At 71.4% G+C, this 22434-nt stretch carries 23 protein-coding genes; 16 read left to right on the forward strand and 7 right to left on the reverse strand.

Annotated features, from left to right (window positions below):
* The first annotated feature begins 48 nt into the window (after positions 1-48).
* The 9 genes from nadD to EG812_RS23395 all read left to right on the forward strand — a co-directional run bounded on the left by nadD (position 49) and on the right by EG812_RS23395 (position 8807).
* Positions 49-645 carry a nicotinate-nucleotide adenylyltransferase gene (gene nadD, locus EG812_RS23355; RefSeq protein WP_043721701.1) on the forward strand — a complete coding sequence of 199 codons (597 nt, stop codon included), beginning with the start codon at positions 49-51 and terminating at the stop codon, positions 643-645.
* Positions 646-754: 109 nt separating this feature from the next.
* Entirely contained in the window at positions 755-1159 is a 405-nt protein-coding gene (rsfS, locus tag EG812_RS23360) for a ribosome silencing factor (protein ID WP_013735413.1), read from the forward strand.
* Positions 1156-1782 (forward strand): histidine phosphatase family protein, encoded by a 627-nt coding sequence (locus tag EG812_RS23365; RefSeq protein ID WP_013735412.1) that lies wholly within the window; start codon positions 1156-1158, stop codon positions 1780-1782. The genes rsfS and EG812_RS23365 overlap by 4 nt, the downstream gene beginning before the upstream one ends.
* 163 nt (positions 1783-1945) lie before the next feature.
* Complete coding sequence (locus tag EG812_RS23370; RefSeq protein WP_043725501.1) at positions 1946-2794, forward strand: DegV family protein; 849 nt, start codon at positions 1946-1948, stop codon at positions 2792-2794.
* A 19-nt stretch (positions 2795-2813) separates the two neighbouring features.
* Positions 2814-3581 carry an SDR family NAD(P)-dependent oxidoreductase gene (locus EG812_RS23375; RefSeq protein WP_013735410.1) on the forward strand — a complete coding sequence of 256 codons (768 nt, stop codon included), beginning with the start codon at positions 2814-2816 and terminating at the stop codon, positions 3579-3581.
* 103 nt (positions 3582-3684) lie between these two features.
* Complete coding sequence (locus EG812_RS23380; protein ID WP_502697211.1) at positions 3685-4758, forward strand: ComEA family DNA-binding protein; 1074 nt, start codon at positions 3685-3687, stop codon at positions 4756-4758.
* Between the two features lie 113 nt (positions 4759-4871).
* Positions 4872-7229, forward strand: a complete 2358-nt coding sequence (locus tag EG812_RS23385; protein ID WP_126712862.1) for a ComEC/Rec2 family competence protein — start codon at positions 4872-4874, stop codon at positions 7227-7229.
* Positions 7230-7374: 145 nt separating this feature from the next.
* Positions 7375-8355, forward strand: coding sequence for a DNA polymerase III subunit delta (gene holA, locus EG812_RS23390; protein ID WP_043721697.1), 981 nt, complete (start codon positions 7375-7377; stop codon positions 8353-8355).
* Complete coding sequence (locus EG812_RS23395) at positions 8352-8807, forward strand: hypothetical protein (RefSeq protein WP_126712769.1); 456 nt, start codon at positions 8352-8354, stop codon at positions 8805-8807. Before holA ends, EG812_RS23395 begins: the two co-directional genes overlap by 4 nt.
* 132 nt (positions 8808-8939) lie before the next feature.
* Here the strand turns inward: EG812_RS23395 and rpsT are convergent, their stop codons facing one another.
* A complete protein-coding gene (gene rpsT / locus EG812_RS23400) occupies positions 8940-9206 on the reverse strand; it encodes a 30S ribosomal protein S20 (protein ID WP_126712770.1) in 267 nt (88 codons plus the stop codon).
* 123 nt (positions 9207-9329) lie between these two features.
* Positions 9330-10316 (reverse strand): phosphotransferase family protein, encoded by a 987-nt coding sequence (locus EG812_RS23405; RefSeq protein WP_233579595.1) that lies wholly within the window; start codon positions 10314-10316, stop codon positions 9330-9332.
* Between the two features lie 155 nt (positions 10317-10471).
* Between EG812_RS23405 and EG812_RS23410 the strand changes: the two genes are divergently transcribed.
* The 3 genes from EG812_RS23410 (at position 10472) to EG812_RS23420 (ending at position 13488) form a co-directional block, all read left to right on the forward strand.
* On the forward strand, positions 10472-11005 hold the full coding sequence (locus EG812_RS23410) for a DUF4240 domain-containing protein (RefSeq protein ID WP_126712771.1): 534 nt from the start codon (positions 10472-10474) through the stop codon (positions 11003-11005).
* Between the two features lie 94 nt (positions 11006-11099).
* Complete coding sequence (gene lepA / locus EG812_RS23415) at positions 11100-12977, forward strand: translation elongation factor 4 (RefSeq protein WP_126712772.1); 1878 nt, start codon at positions 11100-11102, stop codon at positions 12975-12977.
* Between the two features lie 223 nt (positions 12978-13200).
* Positions 13201-13488 (forward strand): GlsB/YeaQ/YmgE family stress response membrane protein, encoded by a 288-nt coding sequence (locus EG812_RS23420; protein ID WP_013735401.1) that lies wholly within the window; start codon positions 13201-13203, stop codon positions 13486-13488.
* A 182-nt stretch (positions 13489-13670) separates the two neighbouring features.
* Here the strand turns inward: EG812_RS23420 and EG812_RS23425 are convergent, their stop codons facing one another.
* The 3 genes from EG812_RS23425 to EG812_RS23435 form a co-directional block, all read right to left on the reverse strand.
* Positions 13671-14576 carry a phytanoyl-CoA dioxygenase family protein gene (locus tag EG812_RS23425; protein WP_233579597.1) on the reverse strand — a complete coding sequence of 302 codons (906 nt, stop codon included), beginning with the start codon at positions 14574-14576 and terminating at the stop codon, positions 13671-13673.
* 219 nt (positions 14577-14795) lie between these two features.
* Positions 14796-15659 carry a hypothetical protein gene (locus EG812_RS23430; protein WP_126712774.1) on the reverse strand — a complete coding sequence of 288 codons (864 nt, stop codon included), beginning with the start codon at positions 15657-15659 and terminating at the stop codon, positions 14796-14798.
* 117 nt (positions 15660-15776) lie between these two features.
* Positions 15777-16565: an enoyl-CoA hydratase-related protein gene (locus EG812_RS23435; RefSeq protein ID WP_126712775.1), complete on the reverse strand. Its 789-nt coding sequence runs from the start codon at positions 16563-16565 to the stop codon at positions 15777-15779.
* 20 nt (positions 16566-16585) lie between these two features.
* Between EG812_RS23435 and hemW the strand changes: the two genes are divergently transcribed.
* Positions 16586-17809 (forward strand): radical SAM family heme chaperone HemW, encoded by a 1224-nt coding sequence (hemW, locus tag EG812_RS23440; protein WP_126712776.1) that lies wholly within the window; start codon positions 16586-16588, stop codon positions 17807-17809.
* Positions 17810-17816: 7 nt separating this feature from the next.
* Here the strand turns inward: hemW and EG812_RS23445 are convergent, their stop codons facing one another.
* Complete coding sequence (locus EG812_RS23445) at positions 17817-18398, reverse strand: DUF4870 domain-containing protein (RefSeq protein WP_126712777.1); 582 nt, start codon at positions 18396-18398, stop codon at positions 17817-17819.
* Between the two features lie 207 nt (positions 18399-18605).
* On the opposite strand from EG812_RS23445, the gene hrcA reads away from it, so the two are divergent.
* The 3 genes from hrcA (at position 18606) to EG812_RS23460 (ending at position 21592) form a co-directional block, all read left to right on the forward strand.
* Positions 18606-19628, forward strand: coding sequence for a heat-inducible transcriptional repressor HrcA (hrcA, locus tag EG812_RS23450; protein WP_043725487.1), 1023 nt, complete (start codon positions 18606-18608; stop codon positions 19626-19628).
* 73 nt (positions 19629-19701) lie between these two features.
* On the forward strand, positions 19702-20847 hold the full coding sequence (gene dnaJ / locus EG812_RS23455) for a molecular chaperone DnaJ (protein ID WP_013735394.1): 1146 nt from the start codon (positions 19702-19704) through the stop codon (positions 20845-20847).
* A 10-nt stretch (positions 20848-20857) separates the two neighbouring features.
* Positions 20858-21592 carry a 16S rRNA (uracil(1498)-N(3))-methyltransferase gene (locus EG812_RS23460; protein ID WP_013735393.1) on the forward strand — a complete coding sequence of 245 codons (735 nt, stop codon included), beginning with the start codon at positions 20858-20860 and terminating at the stop codon, positions 21590-21592.
* Positions 21593-21614: 22 nt separating this feature from the next.
* Here EG812_RS23460 and EG812_RS23465 read toward each other — a convergent pair whose 3' ends face one another.
* Complete coding sequence (locus EG812_RS23465) at positions 21615-22376, reverse strand: SDR family NAD(P)-dependent oxidoreductase (protein WP_043721687.1); 762 nt, start codon at positions 22374-22376, stop codon at positions 21615-21617.
* Between the last annotated feature and the right edge of the window lie 58 nt (positions 22377-22434).

The raw sequence follows: 22434 nt of genomic DNA on the forward strand, positions 1-22434 counted from the left end.
CCGTCATGCCCGGCCTGAAATGAGGTCGGCTCGGACTACGATCATGGGGTGACGGAAGACAACCGGCGGATCGGGATCATGGGCGGCACGTTCGATCCGATCCATCACGGGCACCTGGTGGCCGCCAGTGAGGTCGCGGACCGGTTCGGGCTGGACGAAGTGATTTTCGTGCCGACCGGCGAACCGTGGCAGAAGGCGGATCTTCCGGTCAGCTCGGCCGAGGACCGTTACCTCATGACCGTGGTCGCCACCGCCTCCAATCCACGCTTTCAGGTCAGTCGGGTGGACATCGACCGTGGCGGCCCGACCTACACCGTCGACACGCTGCGGGACCTGCACGCGATGTACGGCCCCAAGGCGCAGCTGTTCTTCATCACCGGCGCGGACGCGCTGGAACGCATCCTGAGCTGGAAGAACCTTGACGAGATCTTCGAACTCGCCCACTTCATCGGGGTGACCCGACCGGGATTCGCATTGTCCGACGCTCACCTGCCCGCCGACACGGTCAGCCTGGTCCAGGTGCCGGCGATGGCGATATCCTCCACCGATTGTCGGGCGCGGGTCGCCCGCGGTGAGCCGGTCTGGTATCTGGTGCCGGACGGTGTGGTGCAGTACATCGCAAAGCGGCGTCTCTATCAGCAGTGATACGTCCACTTATGCGATAGATAATGCCGATTCCGGGCTGAAGCTGGCGGGTCGCACTCGCGGGCCGTGTGAGAGGCTTGGGTATCGCACGGTTGATCGAAGGAGAACGGTGACAGTTTCCGAGCGCGCTCACGAGCTGGCGATCGCCGCAGCCCAGGCGGCGGCGGACAAGAAGGCTCAGGACATCGTCATCATCGACGTGGGTGACCAGCTCGCCATCACCGACGCGTTCGTGCTCGCCGCGGCGTCGAACGAGCGGCAGGTGCTGGCCATCGTCGACGCCATCGAGGAAGCCCTGCTCAACCTGCCGGAGAAGGCAAAGCCGATTCGGCGCGAGGGCGAGCGCGGCGGGCGCTGGGTGCTGCTCGACTACGTCGACATCGTGGTGCACGTCCAGCACACCGAGGAGCGCGAGTTCTACGCCCTCGATCGGCTCTGGAAGGACTGCCCGACCATCCCGTTCGTCGACCGGGACCTGGCTCGCGTCGAGGCCGCCGCCGGATCGGGCGAGTGACCCGGCTGCTCATCTGGCGGCACGGCAACACCGACTGGAACGCCGCCAGCCGGGTGCAGGGGCAGACCGACATCCCCCTCAACGATCTCGGCCGTGAGCAGGCCCGCGAGGCCGCGCCGTTGCTCGCGGCACTGCGTCCGGACGCGATCGTCGCCAGCGACCTGAGCCGCGCGGCGGACACCGCCGCCGCGCTGGCCGCGCTCACCGGCCTGCCGGTACGCTCCGACGCCCGGCTGCGGGAACGCCACTTCGGCCGCTGGCAGGGGCTGCTGCTCGCCGAGGTCGCCGCACAGTTCCCCGACGAGTATGCCCGTTGGCGAGCCGGTGACCCGGCACCCGGCGCGGACGTCGAACCCCTCGACGAGTTGGGCAAGCGGATGGGCGCTGCCCTGCACGAGATCGCCGACGAGATGGCCGGTGGCACGATCGTCGTCGCGACCCACGGCGGCGCGGCACGGCAGGGCTGCGGGCAACTACTGGGCTGGGATCAGTCCGTGCTGCGTGCCGTCGGCTCCCTACGCAACTGCCACTGGACCGAACTGCACCACCACCCCGAACAGGGCTGGCACCTGCGCGCCCACAACGTAGGCCGCATCACCACACCCCCCACCGAACCCGTCTGAACCACGCCGCCCCCGGCTGGGTAGTTGATCAAGAAGTTTGCGTCGTGGTCGCGTTGTTCGGTGACGCAAACCTCTTGGTCAACCAGATGGTTCGGGGCCCAGGGTGGGTTTGGGGGTTGAACCGGTGGGGGTGGTGGCAGGGGTGATCCGCTACGGTGCCGGCATGCCCGTCGCGGTCGTGACCGACTCCACCACCTATCTGCCACCCGAACTGGTGCTGGCGCACCGACTGACCGTGGTGCCGCTGACCGTGGTGCTCAACGGCGTCGAAGGGCTGGAGGGAGTGCAGGTCTTTCCCGCCGACGCCACCCGGGCCCTGAGCGCGCGACGGATCTCGGTGAGCACCTCCCGCCCGTCACCCGAACAGTTCACCCGCACCTACCGCAGCCTGCTGGAGGCCGGCGCGGAAGGGATCGTCTCGGTGCATCTGTCGGCCGCGCTCTCCGGCACCGTCGAGGCCGCCGAGTTGGCGGCGGCCCAGTTCGGCGGGCAGGTGACGGTGGTGGACAGCCGATCCTGCGGCATGGGCCTCGGCTTTGCGAACCTCGCCGCGGCCCGGGCCGCCGCCCAGGGCGCCGACCTGGCAGGCGTACGCGCCGCGGCCGTCGACGCGGCGGGGCGTACCGCCACCTTCTTCTACGTCGACACGCTGGAGTTGCTGCGCCGAGGCGGCCGGATCAACGCGGCCGAGGCACTGCTCGGCACGGCACTGTCGGTCAAACCGATCCTGCACATGCCCGACGGCGGCATCGTGCTGAAGGACAAGGTGCGTACCGCCAGCCGAGGGGTGGCGCGCCTGGTCGACCTGGCCGTCGAGGCGGCCGGCGACGCACAGGTGGATCTCGCCGTGCACCACCTCGCCGCGCCGCAACGCGCCGAGGATCTGCTCGGTGCGCTGACGGCTCGGCTCGGCGACCGACTGCACGACACGTACGTCACCGAGGCCGGTGCGGCCGTCGCCGCCCACGTCGGCCCCGGGCTGGCCTGCGTGGTGATCCACCGACGACCGTGAAGCGTGAGCGAGGTGGCGGATGTCCTGTGTGGTGACCGGCGGCGGGCGGGGGATCGGGCGGGGGATCGTCGAGCACCTGCTCGCCGGCGGTGAGACCGTGGTGGTGATCGAGCGGGACGCCGACGTGGTGTCCTGGGTTTCCCGACATCCCCACGCGGACCGCCTGACCGCCGTGGTGGGCGACGCCGCCGACGAGGCGGTCACAGGCCGGGCCGCCGACCTGGCGGAACGGCACCAGCCGCTCACCGGGTGGGTGAACAACGCCGCGGTGTTCCGGGACGCCTCCGTACATGACGCCCCGGTGGGCGAGGTGCTCGACCTGATCACGCGCAACCTGCGGCCTGCCGTGGTCGGGGCGGCCACCGCCGTACGGCGTTTCCTCGCCGCCGCGACGCCCGGCGCCATCGTGAACGTCTCGTCCCACCAGGCGAGCCGTCCGGTGCCGGGCTGCCTGCCGTACGCCACCGCGAAGGCCGCCGTGGAAGGACTGACCCGGGCGCTCGCGGTCGAGTACGGCCGGTACGGCGTCCGGGCCAACGCGGTCGCGCTGGGTTCGGTGACGACCGAGCGGCACGAGGCGTTCCTCGCCGGCCAGGACGCCGGTGAGGTGCAGCGGATCGAGGCCGAGTTGGCCCGGCTGCACCCGGTGGGCCGGATCGGACAGCCGCAGGACGTGGCGAGTGCGGTGGCATACCTGCTGTCGCCGGCCGCCGGCTTCGTCAACGGCGTGATCCTGCCGGTCGACGGTGGGCGCAGCGTGCTTGGCCTCGACCCGGAGTCGGCCTAGCACATCGAGGGCATGATCAGGGCGTTGTCCACAGGGCGCTGGTTGTCCACAGCGAAGCGTTCGGGACCAACGGGCGCCGTCCCGATCGTCCTAGCCTCGCGCGGTGTCCAATGACGAGGAGACGGCGGTACGGGCGCGCCTGTGGCGACTCATGCCCGGCGCGGCCGAACGCGCTGCTGACGTACCGGCGGTTCCCGGCGCACCTGCGGCCGAGCCGGAATCCGAGGACTCAGGCCTGCCCGAGTTCTCCCTGCGCGACCCTCGTCCGGCGTCGGTGACGGCCTCCACGCCGCTGGATTGGCCGACGGTACCGCTACCCGTCCGCCCCACCACCGTCGGCCGGAGCCCCCTCCCGCCGACCGTGGCCGGGCCGACCGTGGCCGGGCCTGCCCGATTGGCGGGGCCGGGGTGGAGCGATGTGGAGCCGTCGGTCGGGCCGGGGTCGGCTGATCCGGGGCCGTCGGTCGGGCCGGAGTCGTCCGATTCGCAGTCCGGGCTCGACGCGGCCGAGGTCGCGTCGGCGTCGCGGTTGCCGGGGCCGGGGGCGTTCGATCCGGGTCGGCGGGGGGTTCGGGCGCTGGCCGTGGTGGCGGTCCTGGTGGTGCTCGGTGCCGCCGGCTGGACCTGGCGATCCCGACCCCAGGTCGAACCGGTGAGCGCGGTGACCGGTGCCCCCACGACGGTCCCGTCCGACAACCGGGGAAACGAGCCGGGAGACGAGCCGGCCGACAGGGCGACCGGCGAGGTGGTGGTCGCGGTAGCGGGCAAGGTCCGGCGTCCCGGGCTGGTGCGACTGCCGGCCGGTGCGCGGGTCGCCGATGCCGTCGAGGCGGCCGGCGGAGCGTTGGCCGGAGTGGACGTGGCCATGCTCAACCCGGCCCGCAAGGTCGCCGACGGCGAGTTGATCCTGGTTGGCGTGGCGGCGGCCACCCCGGCGGTGGGGGCTGCGCCAGGTGCCGGCCCGGCGGCGGGCGCGGACCCGGGTGGGCGGCTCAACCTCAACACTGCGAGTCAGTCCCAACTGGAAACGCTGCCCGGCGTCGGGCCGGTGCTGGCCCGACGCATCATCGAGCACCGCGACGAGCATGGCGGCTTCCGGTCCGTCAGCGACCTGCGCCAGGTCAACGGCATCGGCGACGCACGGTACGAGGAACTCAAAGACCTGGTGACGGTGTGACGACGGACGGGGCACCCACATCCCGGCACACCTCGGCGCCGGGCGGGCTGGTGCGCTCGGGCGACGGCACCTTCGGAGCGGCCGGGGCGATCGCCGGCCTGGACGGTGCCCAGATCCCCGATCTCCGGCTGGCCGGGCTGGCCGTGGCAGCGTGGCTGACCGCCCTGGCGGGGCTGCACGTCGACGCCGGGCGGGCGCTGCTGGTGGCCGCCGTCGCGGCCGGTCTGGCCGTGCTGGTGGCACTGCACCTGATCGGGGTGGCAGGCCGTCCCGGCACGGTCGCACGCCGCTACGGCTGGATCGTGGTCTCGGTACTGATCGGCGTGGTCTGCGGCGGCGCCGCGACCTCGGCCCGGTTGGCCGTACGCGACGCCGAACCGATCCGCGCACTTGTCGACGACCGGGCACAGGTCACCGCCGAACTGGTCGTCCGGGACGATCCACGACCGGTACGCGGCGGCATCGTGGGCCGCCCGCCCACCCTGCTGGTACGGGCCAAACTGGTGAACGTCACCGGCCCGGCGGGGCAGCGGGTGGCCGTACCGGCCCGCGTGCTGGTGCTCACCGATGATCCGGCCTGGCGGCAACTGCTGCCCGGGCAACGGCTCACCGCCGAGGGGCGGCTGACCGAACCGCGCGGTGGTGACCTGAGCGCCGCCGTACTGCTCGCCGCCGGCCCGCCGGACCGGCTCGGGGCACCCTCGGCGCTGCAGCGGGCCGCCGGTCGGCTGCGTGCCGGTCTGCAGCAGGCGTGTGCGTCGTTGCCGGACGAGCCCGGTGGCCTGCTGCCCGGGCTGGTGGTCGGCGACACGAGCCGGCTGCCCGACGCGGTCGAGGAGGACTTCCGCGCCACGGGAATGACGCATCTCAATGCGGTATCCGGTTCCAATGTCGCGATCATCGCCGGGGCGGTGTTGCTGGTGGCCCGCTGGGCGCGAGCCGGCCCCACCCTGGCCGCCGTGCTCTGCGGGCTGGCTCTGGTGGGCTTCGTGATCCTGGTGCGTCCCTCGCCGAGTGTGGTTCGGGCAGCCACCATGGGTGCGATCGGGCTCGCCGCGCTGGCCGCCGGCCGCCCCCGAGCGGCGGTACCGGCGCTGGCCGCTGCTGTGGCGGTGCTGGTGCTGGTCGACCCGGATCTGGCCGGGGATCCCGGCTTTGCGTTGTCGGTGATGGCCACCGGTGGTCTGTTGCTGCTCGCGCCACGGTGGCGTGACGGGCTGCGGCGGCGGGGCGTACCTCCGGGGGCGGCCGAGGCGCTGGCGGTGCCGGCTGCCGCGCAGTTGGCCTGTTCACCGGTGATCGCCGGTCTGTCGGGCACCGTCAGCCTGGTCGCGGTGCCGGCGAACCTCCTCGTGGTGCCGGCGATCGCCCCGGCCACCGTGCTCGGTGTGGTGGCCGCGACGGTGTCGCCGGTCTGGCCGTTCGGCGCCGAGATGGCCGCCTGGTTGGCGCACTGGCCGGCGTGGTGGTTGGTGCTGGTCGCCCGGTACGGCGCACGCATGCCGATGGGGAACCTGCCCTGGCCGGGCGGGGTGACCGGGGCGCTGCTGCTGGCGGCGCTGACCGTGGCCCTGTTGGTCGCCGCCCGGCGGCCGGTGGTGCGCCGCCTGGTCGCGGTGGGCACGGTCGCCGTGATGCTCGGCACCGTGCCGGTGCGGGTGATCGCGCCGGGCTGGCCGCCGAAGGGCTGGGTCATCGCGGTCTGCGCTGTCGGTCAGGGTGACACGGTGGTGTTGCCGGTGGCGCCCGGGCGGGCGGTCGTCGTCGACACCGGCCCGGATCCGGGGGCGGCGGACGCCTGTCTGCGCCGGCTCGACGTGCGCAGGGTGCCGTTGCTGGTGGTCAGCCACTTCCACGCCGACCACACCGCGGGGGTGGCGGGGGTGTTCCGGGGGCGGCGGGTCGACCTGGTGTCGACTCCGCAGTGGCCGGAGCCGGCAACCGGGCGGAACCAGGTCCACGACACCGCCGCCACCCACGGCACCCGGGTGGTGCCTGTTGCCGCCGGATGGCGGTACCAGGCCGGGGCGGTCGACCTTCTCGTCGTCGGCCCGCCTTACCCGATGCGGGGAACCCGGTCGGATCCGAACAACAACTCGCTGGTGTTGCTCGCCACGGTGGCGGGGGTGCGGATCATGCTCACCGGCGACGCGGAGACCGAGGAGCAGCAGGCACTGCGGGAACGGTTGCCCGCACACCGGCTGCGGGCCGACGTGCTGAAGGTTGCCCACCATGGCAGCGCCTTCCAGGACGCAGCCTTCCTGGACGCGATCGCCCCGGCGGTCGCTCTGGTGCCGGTGGGTGCGGGCAACACCTACGGGCATCCGAGCGACGCGCTGCTGGCCCGGTTGTCCCGAGGCGGGGCGCGGGTGCTGCGTACCGACGTCGACGGGGACGTGGCGGTGGTGCTCGACGCGTCCGGGCTGGCAGTGGTGCTGGGCGGTGTCGATCTGAGCCGGTCCACCTCGTGAAGCAGGTTCACTACCGACCAGAAAATAGACCCCAATTTATGGGGATTGGCGGCAAATTAGATATATGTCTGGATTTGCGCTGTGTGCGGGGTCTGCCCGTGCGGTGCGGCCGACCGGACTGGACCGGGCCGCTGAGCGTGCGAATATGGGCGGCGTGACCGCCGCCAGTGCCGCTCCTATTGTGCTCGTCCTCGGTGACGAGGAGCTGCTCGCCACGCGTGCGGTGGCCGAAACCGTCGCCGCCGCCCGGGCCGCCGACCCGGACGTCGATGTCCGCGAATACCAGGCTGGTCAGCTCAGCGTCGGCGAGATCGACGAGATGCTCAGCCCGTCGCTGTTCGGTGGTCGCCGGGTGCTGGTGCTGCGTTCCGGTCAGGACGCCCGCAAGGACCTGGTCGCGGCCCTGCTGGCGTACGCGAAGCATCCCGACCCGGACGTACAGCTGATCGTGCAGCATCTCGGTGCGGCCAAGGGCAAGGCGTTCGCCGACGGGCTGAAGGCGGCCGGTGCCCACATCATGCCGGCAGCCAAGCTGAAGGGGCACCGTGACCGGGTGGCCTTCGTCCGGGACGAGTTCCGCCGGGCCGGCGGGCGGTGCACCGACGACGCCGCCGAGGCGTTGATCGCCGCGGTCGGCAACGACCTGCGGGAGCTCGCTGCGGCCTGCGCACAGCTGATCGCCGACACCGACGGTCGGATCGGCGCCGACACCGTGGCCCGCTACTACCGGGGCCGGGTGGAGGTGAGTGGCTTCACCGTGGCCGACGCCACCATGGTCGGTGACCTGCCGGGTGCGCTGGAGGCGCTGCGGTGGGCCCTGCACGTCGGAGTGGACCCGGTGCCGATCGCCGACGCGCTCGCCGACGGGATCCGGACAGTCGCCCGGGTCGCCTCCGCCGGGAGGGGCAGCCCGTACCAGTTGGCGAGCAGCCTGGGCATGCCGCCGTGGAAGGTCGAACGGGCCCAGCGGCAGGCACGTGGCTGGACGCCCGAGGGGCTGGTTCAGGCGATGCAGGCGGCGGCCGAGTGCAACGCGGCGGTCAAGGGCGGCTCGGACGACCGGGCGTACGCGCTGGAACGGGCCGTCTTCTCAGTGGCCGCCGCGCGGCGGGACGGCAGCAGATGAGCGGAGCCTCCCGTGGCTCGTGGGCCACGATCCCGGCGGACGAGCAGCGGTACCGCCCGTTCTACGCCCGGGCGCTGAGGCTGCGTTTCGTCAATCCGGGTGGGGTGCTCTGCTTCCTGTTCTTCGAGGGGGCGATCGCGTTGGCGACCCTGCTCGTCCTCGCCGAACTGGTCAAGTGGTGGGCGATCGTGGTGCTGCCGACGGCGGTGGCCGTCATGGTCAAGCTCAACGACCTGGTGGCCGCGGTGGTGATCCGTTCGGCGGCCGCCGTGCCCGAGCAGGAACGCGACCGGTTTCGGCGGCAGATGGAACCGGTCGTGGGGCGGGCCCAGGTCGACTGGCTGCCGCACAGCGTGCCCGGTGTGGTGGTCCGGGTCGGGCCGGCGGACGGCGTCAAGCCGACCAGCGGCACCGAGGCGGCGTCCGGCCGGTCAGCAGGCAGGCGAGAGTAAGCCCCGGCCGGTCGACGGGGTGGCAGAGAGCAAGCCGCAGCCAGTCGGCGGGTGGACGACGAGAGCGGTGGACGACGAGAGTAAGCCCCAGGGCAGTGCCCCGGGGCTTACGTCAGGTCAGCGGTCGCTGGCTCAGGAGGCGAGCGACGCCACGCGCTTGGCGATCGCCGACTTACGGTTCGCCGCCTGGTTGGCGTGGATGACGCCCTTGCTGGCCGCCTTGTCCAGCTTGCGGGAGGCCTCCTGCAAGAGCACGGTGGCCTTCTCGGTGTCACCGGCCTCAGCAGCCTCGTGGAACTTGCGGATGGCGGTCTTCAGCGACGACTTGACCGACTTGTTACGCAGCCGGCGCTTCTCGTTCTGCCGGTTGCGCTTGATCTGGGACTTGATGTTCGCCACGCGACAGCCTCGTCTTGATAGCTCGGGTTGGTCAGCTTGTGCGCGCGACGAGCATGCGTCATCGCTGCGCGAAGAGCCAGGTTACCAGGTCGGCTCGGACGAGCCAAAACGGCACCCGACCAGTCAGGTCCACGCCTGGCGGCGGGCCAACCAGGCCAGGGCCTGCTCGCCGGTCCACCGCTGGTGGGCGGGTAGCTGGGCCGACGCCGTCGGTGGGGGCGAGGCGGCGGCCGTCAGGTGGTAGCCGGCCAGGGCGGCCAGCGTCACGTCCAGCGCGTCGGCCGGCGCGTCGGCGGCGGCCGGGTGGGTGGCGAAACGGCTGTCCACGTCCAGGCCGCTGGCGTACCCGGTGATCAGTAGTCCGGCCAGGTCGAACCAGGCCGGCCCGTGACACAGCCAGGTCCAGTCGCAGAACCAGGCGGTCGCGTCAGTGCCGATCAGGATGTTGTCCACCCGCAGGTCACCATGGGTCAGACCGGTCGCCTCGGCGGCGTACCCGGGCAGTTTCGACTCCAGCGCGACCAGTTCGGCCAGCCGGCCCGCCACCGGTGCGGGTAGCGGCGGTGTCGGTTCCCGGCCGGCGGCCACCTCACCCCACCAGAGGATGTCCTCGCGGGCCAGGTCGGCGAGGCGGGGCAGCCCGAGTTCGGCGAGGTCGGTCGGCGGCTCGGCGAGCGCGGCGGCGATGTCGACGAACCCGGCGAGCGTGGCGTCCAACTCCGCCGGATCCCACGGCAGCCGGGGTGTGTGCCCGTCGACCGGGTCCAGGCAGAGCGCGTACCAGCCCGCCTCCCACAGTGTCCAGCGCAGTCGCGGAACGGGCAGCCCGGCGGGTAGCCGGGTGAGGATCGCGGCCTCCCGGGCGTACCAGTCGACCAGGTGTGGCTGCTCGGCGTGGGCCGCGGCCTTGACGAACGCGCTGCCGCCGTCGGCGGTGCGCAGCACTGCGGCGAAACCCCGGGTGAAGCCGGCGGTGGCGACCCGGGCCTCGACCACCGGCGCGCCGAGGCGGGCCGACAACGCGGCCCGGACCGCCGCCGGCAGGGCCGCCCAGCCGGGCCGCTGGGCGGTGGCGTGGTACGACACGGGCGACGCAGGCGGGTTGCTCACCCCACCATGCTGCCCGGTGGCAGCGCCACCGCACGCCCGGCTGCCGAGGGGCACGGCGCGACCGGCCAGCGCGTCCGGGGAGCGACCACGCAAGGGCGACCATCACCGCGCGTGCCGTGCGGTGGTGGTCGCGGCGTCTGCCAGACTGCCAGGCCATGAGGACCGACGAGTTCTGGCAGTTGATCGACAGCGCCCGGTCCGGTGGGGGAGAGCCGGACGCCATCGCCGCTCGGGCGGTCGCGCTGCTCGCCGCCCGCGATCCCGAGGAGATCATCGGGTACGCCCGCCACCAGCGGCGTGTCCTCACCGCCTCCTATCGGGTCGACCTCTGGGGTGCGGCGTACCTGATCAACGGCGGTGCCTCCGACGACGGCTTCGAGTACTTCCGGGGCTGGCTGATGACCCAGGGCCGGGAGGTCTTCGCCCGTGCGGTGGCCGATCCGGACTCGCTGGCCGACCTGCCGCGCGTGCGGTCCGCCTCGCTCAGCGGCGAGGAGTTCGAGTGCGAGGACATGCTGGCGGTGCCGTGGGACGCGTACCGCAAGGCGACCGCGACCGAACTCCCCACCGACCGGGAATCGCCGCCGGTGCCCGACCTGAACGACTTCTGGGACTTCGACGACGCCGACGAGGCCCGGCGTCGGTTGCCCAAGCTCGCGGCCCTCTTCGTGGAGCCGCCGCAGGAGTGACGGACGCCCGGCCGACGCGCGGCGGGGACGTGGGAGCATAGAGGGGGCCGGCACGAGCCGGCCTGCTCACGTCAGCCGACCAGAACGGACCGCTGTGCCACCGACGCTCGATACCGGCGCGAACGCTCCTGGTGCCACCGACCCGGCGCGGATCAGGAACTTCTGCATCATCGCCCACATCGACCATGGGAAGTCGACCCTGGCCGACCGGATGTTGCAGCTCACCGGAGTGGTCGACCCTCGGCAGATGCGTGCGCAGTACCTCGACCGGATGGACATCGAGCGCGAGCGCGGCATCACCATCAAGAGCCAGGCCGTACGCATGCCGTGGACCATCCGCGATGGTGAGCGGGCCGGCGAGCAGGCCGTGCTCAACATGATCGACACTCCGGGGCACGTGGACTTCACCTACGAGGTGTCCCGCTCGCTGGCCGCCTGCGAGGGCGCGATCCTGCTGGTCGACGCCGCCCAGGGCATCGAGGCGCAGACCCTGGCGAACCTCTACCTCGCCCTCGAGAACGACCTGCACATCATCCCGGTGCTCAACAAGATCGACCTGCCGGCCGCCCAGCCGGAGAAGTACGCCGAGGAACTCGCCCACCTGATCGGCGGTGACCCGGCGGACTGCATCAAGGTCTCCGGCAAGACCGGTGAGGGTGTGCCGTACCTGCTCGACGAGATCGTCCGGCAGTTCGTCCCGCCGGTCGGTGACGCCGACGCGCCGGCCCGCGCGATGATCTTCGACTCGGTGTACGACGTCTACCGGGGCGTGGTCACCTACGTCCGGGTGATCGACGGGCGGATCAGCGCCCGCGACCGGATCAAGATGATGTCCACCGGCGCGGTGCACGAGTTGCTGGAGATCGGCGTCATCTCGCCGGAGATGGTGAAGTCCGAGGCGCTCGGCGTCGGCGAGGTCGGCTACCTGATCACCGGGGTGAAGGACGTCCGCCAGTCCCGGGTCGGTGACACGGTCACCATCAACGGGCGCCCGGCGGCCGAGCCGCTCGGCGGCTACAAGGACCCGAAGCCGATGGTCTACTCGGGCCTCTACCCGATCGACGGCTCGGACTACCCGGCCCTGCGTGACGCACTGGACAAGCTCAAGCTCAACGACGCCGCGCTGACCTACGAGCCGGAGACCTCCGGTGCGCTCGGCTTCGGGTTCCGCTGCGGCTTCCTCGGCCTGCTGCACCTGGAGATCATCGGGGAGCGGCTGGAGCGGGAGTTCAACCTGGATCTGATCTCCACCGCGCCGAACGTGGTCTACCGGGCCATCTCCGAGGACGGCCAGGAGGTCGTGGTCACCAACCCGAGCGAGTACCCCACCGGCAAGATCGCCGAGGTGTACGAGCCGACGGTGCGGGCCAGCGTGCTGACCCCGAACGACTACGTCGGTGCGGTGATGGAGCTGTGCCAGAGCCGTCGGGGCAGCCTGCTCGGCATGGAGTACCTCTCCGCCGACCGGGTGGAACTGCGCTACACGCTGCCGCTGGCGGAGATCATCTTCGACTTCTTCGACCAGCTCAAGAGCCGCACCAAGGGCTACGCCTCGCTGGACTACGAGCCCACCGACGAGCAGGCGTCCGACCTGGTGAAGGTCGACATCCTGCTGCACGGCGAGCCGGTGGACGCGTTCAGTGCCATCGTGCACAAGGACAAGGCGTACGCCTACGGCACCACGATCGCCGCGAAGCTGCGCAACCTGATCCCGCGCCAGCAGTTCGAGGTGCCGATCCAGGCCGCCATCGGCAGCCGGGTCATCGCCCGGGAGACCATCCGGGCGATCCGCAAGGACGTGCTCGCCAAGTGCTACGGCGGTGACATCAGCCGCAAGCGCAAGCTGCTGGAGAAGCAGAAGGAAGGCAAGAAGCGGATGAAGATGGTGGGCCGGGTGGAGGTCCCGCAGGAGGCCTTCATCGCCGCGCTCTCCTCCGACTCCGGGGACGGGAAGCCCACCGGCAAGAAGTAGCCCCCTCGGGTGCGGTAGTCGTTTCGCCGCAATGGCGGTCACCAGGCAATCCGGTGACCGCCATTGCGGCGAAACCGTGTTGACCCACGGGTACGGGCAGGGCGGTGAGACCGGTGGACTGTCGACCGGCATAGGTCGGTTTGAGTTCTTCGCGGGTCGGGCATTAGGCGGTCACGACAGGAAAACCACAAATGTGGATCGTCTTTTGTGAAGGAGAGCGACCATGGAGCTCACCGTCTGGGGCATCATCACCGCGCTGATCGTCGGTCTGATCGTCGGCGCACTGGGCCGCCTGGTGGTGCCGGGCCGTCAGCCCATGCCGATCTGGCTGCACATGCTCATCGGTGTCGGTGCCGCGCTGCTCGGTACCGTGATCGCCCGCGCCTCCGGCTTCGCCGAGACCGCCGGCATCGACTGGCGGGAGCTGATGCTCCAGGTGCTGCTGGCCGCCATCGCGGTCGCGCTGGTCGCCGGGGTCGGCCGCAGTCGCCGGGGCGTCACCCACCGGTAACCGCTGATCACGAGAAAGGCACCCGACCATTCAGGTCGGGTGCCTTTCTTTGCCGTGCGCTTCGCCACCCGCGTTGCTCTCATCAGCGCCGGTGCGGCGGTGTGTGCCGCGAGGTGCTGCCGGGTGTTAAGAAGGGCACCTTTTAGTACGCGAGGCGTTAATAAGGGGCCCTTCCTTACACCTCAGCGGAGCCAGGGGATGTTGCGGTTGAGCAGGCCGCGCTGCTTGAGTTCCTTGCGCAGCGGGATCTCGTCGTCGATGTAGCCGTCCCAGTTGATGCCCCAGTAGTTCGCGGTGTGGGTGCCCTCACCGCAGAGCTGGCGCTGCACCGGCGTGCGGTTGTTCCACCACTCGCCGTTCTTGTCGATGTGCAGCTCGTCGAGGGGACGGATCCACCGGTAGGTGTAGCCGACGAAGAGCATCTTGCGGGTGATGTTCGACAGGTTCGTCGACCGCGAGTGCCACTGGCGGCGGTCGAAGATGAAGGCGTCGCCCGGGTTGGCGGTGATCTCGACGGTGCCCTCCGGGTCCGGGTTGTGCACCGTGGTGTCCGCCGGACGCGGCAGCGAGTTCCACAGGTGGCTGCCCGGGATGACCTTGGTCGCGCCGCGGCCGGTCTCCGACAGGTCGGAGAGCACGTAGGCGACCTTCAGCGAGAACATCGGCCGGGGCAGGTTCGGGTCCATCGTCTCCGGGTCGGAGTTCTGCCGGTACCCGTCCTGGTGCCACCCCCAGTACGGCTTCTCCGGCTCCAGCGCCGGTGGAGTCACGTCGAGGTGGTTGTGGTGCGAGTAGATGTTCCACCCGGCCAGGCCCCACATGTACGGGAAGGCGATCGGGTGGGTGAGCAGATCGCCGAAGAGCTCGTCGCGCTCAAGGAAGCCCAGCAGGTGCAGGGTGCCGTCCTTGGTCGTGTTGCCCTTGGCCTTCTCCTCGGCGTACACCCGGTCGACCGCGGCTTCGAGGGCCGCCCGGTGGTCCTCGGTCAGGACGTTGCGCAGCAGGAGAAAGCCCTGCTCGTGGAACTCCTTGCGGTCGACGTCACTGATCGGTTCATAGCCGGTGCGGTCGCCGTAGTCGAAAGCCACGTCGTACCCCTCCCCAAGAGGTGAAACCATTTCTGGCACAGGTGGCCGATCGTAACGCGCCGTGGCATCGGCCGCCGGACCGCCCGTATCGATCCCGGCGATGATGACGACGCACCGCAGTGACGCGACTACCTGCAGTCACTCAGAGTGGCAATGCTGGGCTATTGATAACGGAATGCCGGTTTTTGCGGTTACTGCGGGTAAGGAGATCGGGGTCTGTCAGGCGTCCGCGAATACCTCGGCGACGACCTCGGCATGCTCCCGCGAACCGTCACCGACCCGGCTCCACGAACCACCCCGGTTGGTCCACTCCAGGTCGCCGAAGCGCACCCGTTTCACCCCGTGATCGTTGGCGTGGGCGACCAGCCAGTGCGCGTACCGCCAACCATCGAGTTGGTTCGCCGCGGTGACCGTGAGCCCGGTCAGATGCGCCGTGGTCGCCGAGGCGGTCAACCCCCAGTCGAGGTGGAGACCCTGGGTCAGCGCGGTGGCGGCAGCCTCACCCCGCATCGCCGGATCGCCGCCGAAGGTGCAGACCACCGCACCCGTGGCGTGGCCGAGCAGCGCGCGGGCGAGCACCTCCGACTCGTCGGCCCACTTCTCGTACGCCTCGGGGAAGGCGGACCGCTGCACCTTCTGCGCCGCGTCGGTGACCCGCATGTCCTGCCAGCCGCGCACCTTCTTCAGCGCGGCGTAGAACCGGTCGGCCGCGTACCGGGGATCGCGGATCTTCTCGGGGGTGCCCCAGCCCTGGCTCGGTCGCTGCTGGAACAGGCCGACCGAGTCGCGGTCGCCGCCGGCCAGGTTGCGCAGCCCGGACTCCTGGTAGGCGGTGGCGAGCGCCACCACCACGGCCCGGTCGGGAAGCTCGTGCTGGATGCCGATGGCCGCGATGGTCGCCGCGTTGGCCATCTGATGAGCGTCGAGGGTCACCTTCCCGTCGGCCTGCACCGTGCAGGCCCGGCTGGCCAACGGCAGCCGTAGCCGCTCTCCCACCTGCCGCATGCCGAGCACGATGCCGATCACGGCGACCAGCACGACGACCAGGAAACCACCCACGACCACCCGAGTTCGCACCCACACCTCCCGTACGACGTCCGCCGAAAGCGTACGTCCCTCAGCGCCCGACCTGGGTCGTCCGACCAGTTCCACCGCAAGCGATCCGCGTCGGGACGGAAGTTCCCCGATAGCGGCCGATCCTCACCTGTCGAGTTCGGCGACCCAGCGCGGCGGACGCTTCTCCCGGAACGCGGTGACCCCCTCGATGCCGTCGCTGGACAGGAAGTAGCGGGTGGACAGGGTGCTGAGGTCCGCAAGGTCGGCGCGCAGCTCGGTGGCGGGCGGACGGCGCAGCAGTTCCTTCGCCCCGGCCAGCGCCGACGGGGCGCCCCGCACCAGCGAGTCGAGGTAGCGCTGCACCGCGGCGTCCAACTCCTCGGCCGGCACCGCGGCGGTGACCAGACCGATCTGCGCCGCCCGCCGGCCGTCGAAGGTGTCACCGGTCAGGTACAGCTCGGCCGCCGCCCGAGGGTGCAACCGGGGCAGCACGGTCGCCGAGATAACCGCGGGGATCACCCCGATGCGTACCTCGGTGAAGGCGAAGGTGGCCTCGGCGGCGCAGATCGCCAGGTCGGCCGCCGCGATCAGGCCCAGACCACCGGCTCGGGCCGGGCCGGCGACCCGGGCCAGCACCGGCTTCGGGCACTGCCAGACCGCCGCGAGCACGTCACCCAGCATCCCGGCGGGCACCGTCCCACTGGCGTACGCCGCTGCCGTCTCCTTCAGGTCCGCCCCGGAACAGAAGACCGGGCCGGTGTGGTCCAGCACGATCACCCGGACCGTGTCGTCGGCGACCGCGGCGTCCAGCCCGGCCAGCAGTTGGGTCATCAACGGCGTGGAGAGGGCGTTGCGGTTGGGTGGGCTGTCCAGGGTGAGGGTGCTCACCCCGCGGGCCGTGGTGACCCGTACCAGCGCGTCGGGAGAGGTCATGGGAGGGCACACTAGTGGCCATGCCCGGCGTCCTTCCAGCAGGCGAACCCGTCCCGACCGACGGGTCGTTGCCCGCCTCCGCCCGAGCGAGCGTCGGTGACCAGGGCTTCGGTGTGTACGTGCACGTGCCCTTCTGCGCCAGTCGGTGCGGCTACTGCGACTTCAACACCTACACGGCGCAGGAGTTGGGCGGCGGCGCGAGCCGGGACAGCTACGCCGACACCGTGCTGGCCGAGTTGGCGCTCGCCGCGCGGGTGCTGGGCGACCGTCCGCCCCGTCGGGTGGAGACCGTCTTCGTCGGCGGTGGGACCCCCACCCTGCTGCCCGCCGACGACCTGGCCCGCATCCTCGACGCCGTCGACCGCACCTGGGGACTGGCCGCCGACGCCGAGGTGACCACCGAGGCCAACCCGGAGTCGGTCACCCCCGCCTCCCTCAAGGAGTTGCGGGCCGCCGGCTACACCCGGATCTCGCTGGGCATGCAGTCGGCCGCCCCCGGGGTGCTCGCCGTGCTCGACCGCCGACACAGCGCCGGCCGGGCCACGGCCGCCGCGCTGGAGGCCCGCGACGCCGGATTCGACCACGTCAACCTGGATCTGATCTACGGCACGCCGGGGGAGCGGCCGGAGGACTTCGCCGCCTCGCTGGACCAGGTCGTGGCGGCGGGCGTCGACCACGTCAGCGCGTACGCCCTGATCGTCGAGGACGGCACCCGGCTGGCCGCCCGGATGCGTCGCGGTGAGCTGCCGTACCCGGACGACGACGTCGCCGCGGACCGCTACCTGGCCGCCGAGGCCGCCCTCGACGCGGCCGGCTTCTCCTGGTACGAGGTGTCCAACTGGGCCCGTACGCCGTCGGGCCGGTGCCGGCACAACCTGCTCTACTGGACCGGCGGCGACTGGTGGGGTCTCGGTCCGGGGGCACACAGCCACGTCGGCGGGGTGCGCTGGTGGAACGTCAAACACCCCACGGCGTACGCCCAACGCCTGGCCGCCGGCCGGTCACCCGGCCTGGCGCGGGAGGTGCTGACCGCCGACGAGGCCCGGATGGAGGAGGTCATGCTCCGGCTGCGGCTGGCCGAGGGCCTGCCGCTGGACGTCCTCGACGACGCCGGGCGCGCGGCTGCGGCGCGGGCGGTGGCCGACGGCCTGCTGGCCGCTCCCGCCCACGCGGCCGGCCGCGGGGTGCTGACCCTGCGCGGCCGGCTGCTCGCCGACGCCGTGGTGCGTGACCTGCTGCCCTAGCTGCCGATCAGCCCTTTATGAAGGAGAAGCTCATCGGGTACCGGTAGAGGACGCCTTCGTTGGCCTTGACCCCGCCGATGATGCCGAAGATCAACGGCACGAGCCAGACCAGCATCGGGACGAAGAAGAGAATGCCGCAGGTGATCGCGGTGAGCACCCAGCTCAGCAGCCCGACGACCGCCCAGGTGAGCTGGAAGTTCAGGGCCGCGACGGCGTGCGCCCGGACGACCGGGGACTGCTGCCCGCGGGTCATGTTCGCGATCAGCGGCGCCACCCAGCCGAGCAGGCCGCCACCGAAGACCACGCCGAGCGGGCCGCCGAAGTGGGCGATCAGGGCCCACGTCTTGTCTTCGTTGGTGCCGTAGCCGCCACCGGGCGCGCCGTAGCCGCCGGTCGGGTAGCCGACACCGGGCGGAGGGTAACCACCGGGCGGCGGATAACCACCCGGCGGTGGGTAGCCGGCCGACGGAGGCTGGTCACCGGGCGGCGGGTAGCCGCCGGGCGGGGGATATCCGCCCTGGCCAGACGATCCGGAAACGGGAGCCGTGGGATCGTCGCCGAAACTCGGGGGACGAGGTGGTTCAGTCATGGGGCTCACGGTAGGTGCCAGCGGCAATGACGCACCATAGCGACACCGGCGAGTGTCAAGTCTCCGATCGGACTGCGGACAACTCCGTTTTCTTGATCATCGCGCTGCGGGGGGCCTCGACGTAGACTGGCACTCGCTACAGTCGAGTGCCAGGGCGTCCGCCGACGGTGGGTGACGCTCGACACTGACCTGCGACAGGAGGTGGAGATGGGTCTCGACGACCGCAAGCTCGCCGTACTGCGGGCGATTGTCGAGGACTACGTCGCCACCCAGGAGCCGGTCGGCAGCAAGGCCCTGGTCGAGCGGCACCAGCTCGGTGTCTCGCCGGCCACCGTCAGAAACGACATGGCCGTGCTTGAGGAAGAGGGCTACATCCGGCAGCCGCACACCAGCGCCGGTCGAGTGCCCACCGACCGCGGCTACCGGCTCTTCGTCGACCGGTTGAGCCGGGTCAAGCCGCTCAGCCCGGCCGAACGCCGGGCGATCGAGCGCTTCCTGGCCGGCGCAGTCGACCTCGACGACGTGGTGCACCGCACCGTCCGGCTGCTGGCACAGCTGACCCGGCAGGTCGCCGTGGTGCAGTACCCCAGCCTGGCCCGGTCCCGCGTACGGCATCTGGAGCTGGTGCCGATCTCCACCACCCGGCTGATGCTCGTCGTGATAGCCGACACCGGGCGGGTCGAGCAGCGGCTGGTCGAGCTGCCCGCCCCGATCCACGCCGACGACGTGCTGGATCTCCGCCGGACGGTCAACGAGAAGCTGGTCGGCATCCAGTTGTCGGAGACCCCACCGCTGGTGCAGACCCTCATCGACGAGTGCGTCCCGCATCTGCGTGGTGCCATGACCACCCTGTCCACCGTGCTGCTGGAGACACTTGTCGAGCGGCACGAGGAGCGGATCGCGCTGGCCGGCACCGCCAACCTCGCCCGCGGCGGTCTCCTGGACTTCCAGGGTTCCCTGCGGCCGATCCTCGAAGCCCTCGAGGAGGAGGTCGTGCTGCTCAAACTCATCGGCGAGGTGGAGCCGAGCACGCTACGGGTACGCATCGGTGACGAGAACGAGATCGACAACTTGCGGGCGGCCTCCGTGGTCAGCACCGGCTACGGCCCGGGCGCGACCATCGTCGGGGGGATGGGCGTGCTGGGGCCGACCCGGATGGACTACCCCGGGACCATCGCCACGGTGAGGGCCGTGGCACGCTACGTGGGCGAGCTGCTGGCCCAGAACTGATCAGTCAGGGCCGACGGTGGGCTGCCGCCGCCGACCGGCGTAACGCGAGACGAACACGAGGACACGGAACGCAGTGGCCAGGGACTACTACGGCATTCTCGGCGTCAGCCGGGGCGCCTCCGATGACGAGATCAAGCGCGCGTACCGCAAGCTCGCGCGGCAATTCCACCCGGACGTGAATCCGGATCCGGAGGCACAGGAGAAGTTCAAGGACATCAACGCCGCGTACGAGGTCCTCTCGGACGATCGGAAACGGCAGATCGTCGACCTCGGTGGCGACCCGTTGGCCCCGGGCGGTGGCGGTGCCGGTGGCCCGGGCGGGCCCGGCGGCGCCGGTCCGTTCGTCGGCTTCCAGGACATCATGGACGCCTTCTTCGGCGGGGCCACCGGTGCCGGCCGGGGACCGCGACCGCGTACCCGCCCCGGTGCCGACGCGATCCTGCGGCTGGAACTGGACCTGCAGGAGACCGCCTTCGGGGTGGAGGCGCCGATCACCGTGGACACTGCGGTGCTCTGCACCACCTGCTCCGGTGCGGGCACCGCCGCCGGCACCCACCTGGCCACCTGCGAGGCGTGCGGTGGCCGCGGCGAGGTGCAGTCGGTGCAGCGCACCTTCCTCGGTCAGGTGGTCTCCGCCCGGCCGTGCACGGTCTGCCAGGGCTACGGCACCACCATCCCGAGCCCCTGCCCGACCTGCGCCGGTGACGGCCGGGTCCGGACCCGCCGGTCGCTGACCGTCAAGATCCCGGCCGGGGTGGAGGACGGCATGCGGATCCGGCTGGCCCAGCAGGGCGAGGTCGGCCCGGGCGGTGGCACCGCCGGTGACCTCTACGTCGAGATCCACGAGCGGCCGCACGACGTCTTCTCCCGCAAGGGCGACGACCTGCACTGCCGGGTCACCGTGCCGATGACCGCCGCGGCGCTCGGCACCCGACTGACCATCAAGACGCTCGACAGCGAGGAGCCGGTCGACGTCAAGGCGGGCACCCAACCCGGCAGCACGCTGCGGCTGCGGGCCCGGGGCGTACCCCATCTGCGGGGCACCGGTCGTGGTGACCTCTACGTCCACCTCGACGTGCGTACCCCGACCAAGCTCGACGCCGACCAGGAGCGGATGCTGCGCGACTTCGCCAAGACCCGCGGCGAGGAGGTCGCCGAGCTGACCAAGCAGGGCGGCTTCTTCTCCCGGATGCGCGACGCCTTCAACGGTCACGGCTGACCGACGTCCCGTGTCCGCTCCGCTGTTCCTGGTCGAGTCGCTGCCCACCGCCGACACGATGGTGCTCGACGGCCCCGAGGGGCACCACGCCGCCACCGTGCAACGGCTACGGGTCGGCGAGGAACTGCTGCTCGGCGACGGCCGGGGCGGCACGGCCGCCGCCGTGGTCAGCGCCGTCGGCCGGGGCACCCTGGACATCGAGATCACCAGCCGGGGGTACGTCGACGCGGCGAACCCCCGGCTGGTGGTGGTGCAGGGCATCGCCAAGGGCGACCGGGGGGAACTGGCCGTACAGGCGATGACCGAAGCGGGAGTGGACGAGATCGTCCCCTGGGCGGCCGGCCGGTCGGTCGCGCAGTGGCGAGGGGACCGGGGCGTACGGGCCCGGGACAAGTGGGTGGCCACGGCCCGCGAGGCGGCGAAGCAGGCCCGCCGGGCGTGGCTGCCCGTGGTGGCGGGCGCGCCGGACGAGCCCACCGCATCGGTGGCCCGACGCATCTCCGGCGCCGCCGCCGGCTACGTCCTGCACGAGGAGGCGACCGACCGGCTGACCACCGTCGAGTTGCCCGACCAGGGCGAGATCGTGCTGGTGGTCGGCCCCGAGGGCGGCATCACCCCGGCCGAGCTGGCAACCTTCCAGCAGGCCGGCGCACACCCGGTCCGCCTCGGACCCTCGGTGCTGCGCACCTCCACCGCCGGCGTGGCCGCCCTGGCCGTCCTCGCCACCCGCCTCCTGCGCTGGTAGAACCCGCTGTCGGCCTGCTGCGTCAGGTGCGCAGGTAGGAGGCACCGTTGAGGTCGATGATGGTGCCGGAGGCCCATTCCGCCTCGGGGCTGGCCAGCCAGTGCACGGCGGCGGCGATCTCCTCGGGCCGGGCCACCCGGTCGAACGGGCTCTGTGCCCGGATGGCGTCGCCGCGCGGCGCCTTCAGGTGCTCGTTGGTCATGTCCGTCTCGACGAAGCCGGGCGCGACCGTGGCCACCGCGATGCCGTACGGCGCCAGGGCCACCGCCAACGACTGGGCCATCGCGTTGAGACCGGCTTTGCTGGCGCCGTACGCCGGGTTGGTCGGCTCGCCGCGGAACGCGCCGCGCGAGGAGACGTTGACGATTCGCCCACCTCGCGTGCGCATGTGCTGGGCGGCGCACCAGGCGGCGTTGGCCGCCCCGAACAGGTTGGTGTCGCAGACCTCGCGCCAACGTTGCCGCCACTGCTCGTAGCTGCTGTCGAAGACGGGGTGCGGCGGGTCGGCCGGCCCGAACACGCCGGCGTTGTTGACAAGTACGTCGAGCCCGTCGAGGCGGTCGGCGGCCTCGTCGACCATCGCCCGTACCGCGTCGGGGTCGGCGAGGTCGGCGCGGACCACCACATGGCCCGTGCCCGGCAGCTCGGCCCGCAGCTGCTCGGCCAGGTCGGCCGAGTCGCGGTGGTGGATCGCCACCCGGTCGCCGGAGGCGGCGAACGCCTGCACCACCGCCCGCCCGATGCCACGTGAACCGCCCGTGACCAGCACTGCCCGTCCTGCCATGGGCGACATCCTGCCGTACCTGCTCGGTGGTGTTAACAAGGGGCCCTTGCTCTACCTG

Source organism: Verrucosispora sp. FIM060022 (assembly GCF_003977705.1).
In the GTDB taxonomy this organism is placed as follows: Bacteria; Actinomycetota; Actinomycetes; order Mycobacteriales; family Micromonosporaceae; genus Micromonospora; species Micromonospora gifhornensis.